The sequence below is a fragment of the Collimonas sp. GW821-FHT07E08 genome, from assembly GCF_059418905.1.
This window is the reverse complement of the sequence record NZ_JBWKQR010000043.1, coordinates 1-2,475: the sequence shown is the minus strand read 5'-3', so window position 1 is coordinate 2,475 and position 2,475 is coordinate 1. Positions and strand designations below refer to the sequence as shown.

The following is a 2,475-nucleotide window of genomic DNA, read 5'->3' as shown; positions in this document are numbered from 1 at the left end:
GTCTTGATTTTGGACGCCCCTTTCTTATTGCAATGGACTTGCAAATTTCCACTAGGGTACTTTGATCCCTTTTCGAAAGGGGGGCCATTCCATTGCCTCTCCCTACATTAGTGCACCGTTGCCGATACCAGGATTGATGGGTTGCTTGATCCTGGTGTACTCATAAACGTGCCTGTTGATGTGGTGACTGCTACTGCTGGGATTTGTGTAGCGGCCATTGCCTGGATGAGCTGACTGAGCCCAGCTACCGTGATTAAGGATGCCCCGGTAGCGGCGTTATTGCTACTGTTGCCGCCAGATTCACTGGTGGATGTACCATAAAGAGTCTGCCAGGCATTCATATCTGCCACGCTTAAAGTTTGGTTATTGCTATCTAGGTAGTATTTGTAAACTGAATCATTCATGTCGTTGTCCGCCAAGCCCAAAGCATGACCCACTTCATGGAGAAGTATTTGGGGCAAACTATCCTGCGTTCCTGCTGCTGGATCTTCCAGCAAGATTTGAGCTGACTGCATTTGACCGTTAGCAGCAGAAATGGTAGTCAAGCCTACCGAACCTGTATTGGCAGTATCCAGATTTGCAAATCCAAGATCAATTTGACCATCCTCAGCCACCATCTGGAAGGTAAGGTTAGTAAGGGCAGTGTACTGACTTAAGGCGCTAGAGAGTTCCACCTTTTGAGCAGCAGTAAATCCTGCAGCACTGACAGTAACAACAGATCCTTTAGCCCAAGTAGCACCAGTAGCCACTTCCCCTTGATAGTTGGCGATAAACACTTCTTGTACTTCAGCGAGGGCACTTTGAGCGGATCCTGCTAATGAGGTATTACCAGCAGCATTTGCCTGCCCTGCTAAAAGGCTAGCACCACTGACAATTTGCTTATCAATAAGAGCGTGGGGACCGGCAAAGCCGCCATTGCCCTGGGGCGGGATAAAGCCGGGAATGTTTTGAGCAACGATGGCATTTTGCTGGGCAGGTAATAGCTGTGCCCAATTGCCAAGAATAGCTGCCTGTATTGCTGGGACTGCAACAACGGATTGGGCCAAAACAGTGGGGGCAATAGCATTTATGTTAACCACACTAATATGGCTTACTGCACCAGCGTTACCAAAGTAAGCAGCACCTAAACTTGCGAACATAGCTGCGAGCGGAAGGGCGGTGATGTTTGGCCAAACATTGGCTGGCAGGAGATTAGCTTGGGCGACGGAGAGAGCGGCGAAAGAGGCTGGGGGAATAGCATTAAATTGAGCCGCATCGGCCTCCTCCAGTACATTCATCCCATATTGAAGTAAGTTAGCAAGTCCGGCCGCAGTTAAGGTAGCGTAAGGAACGGGGTTACCGTTGGTTAAATCAACCGATAAAATGGCCATCTGATTGAGAAAATTAGCACCAGAGGTAGCAAATGTGTTAAATATTTCTGGGTCTAGCAAAATAGCAGCGCGAACCGATTGAGCGAAATTCGCCCCCGCTTGAGCTAAATTTCCTGGTGCTAAAATTGCCCCTAAAAACCCACCTTGACCTTGGTTAACCGCATTCGAACCCAACGCCTGTACTGCGCTTGCTGACCAATTTGAAAAAACAGCAGCCCAATTCTGACGCATCAAATTTATAACGTCAGGGTGATTGAGTGCCAGATTATTCCAAAAAGTATTGCCCGTCGGAGTTAGAAAAGTAGCGCTTAATCCGGAACCGCTTAATCCGCCCTGATTAGGACCACCATTATGTGCGACTCTTGCACCAAGCACGCTTTCCATTATAGACATTTGAACTGGTTCCGCCCCCCCATTTGCATTGTTAAGGTTCTGATTCCATACCTGAACTGTGGTTTGTACATTGTTGTCTATCAACCAGTTTAGATACGCCCCCCCTTGAGTTGTGACAGCATAAGCTTCAAAAGCAGCAGCCGAAAGGGAATAGTGCCCGCCTTGCGTAGCCGAGATAGTTTGATACAAATGCTGAAACCCAGCGGGGCCAGCTAGCGCCGCAATATTCAGTGCTGATTGCCCGCCAGCCGGTTGGTAATTAGCCTGTAAATTAGCATCTGCAATTGTTGCCAAGCTCAGATTAATCCAATCCCGATGGTCCTGAGCAAGCAGGGCGGCAACAACACCCTCTGCATGAGTACCCGCACTCAAGTTGCTTAGAATCCCAGTCGTGAATGCATCGTTGGCAACCGTTGCCTGACGGTTTTGTATGATACTGTTAATCACAGCGCGACCTTCCGCACCATTGTTGCCACTAAGAGCGATCATCAGAGCCTGAGTAAGCGTAAAATTCGCCGGGAATAAATCAGGTTGGTATTGTGAAATATGTTGTATTAAAGAAATTGCTAGGTCTTGATCTTGTCCATTAGTGGCAATGAGCTCAACCTGATTCTGAGTAAGCTGGCAGCCCGCAAGCATTGCAGGAACATTTTGGACAATCTGGTTCAGGGTCGAAATTCCAAAAATATTGGGAAGAAGACTGTCGAACTGA

Annotated in this window: 1 protein-coding gene; it reads right to left on the bottom strand. The window is 48.0% G+C overall.

Features of this window, described 5'->3' with window-relative positions:
* Nucleotides 1-107 precede the first annotated feature (107 nt).
* A partial coding sequence (locus AC07RZ_RS24050) for a matrixin family metalloprotease (RefSeq protein WP_494669861.1) occupies nucleotides 108-2,475 on the bottom strand: 2,368 nt, incomplete at its 5' end.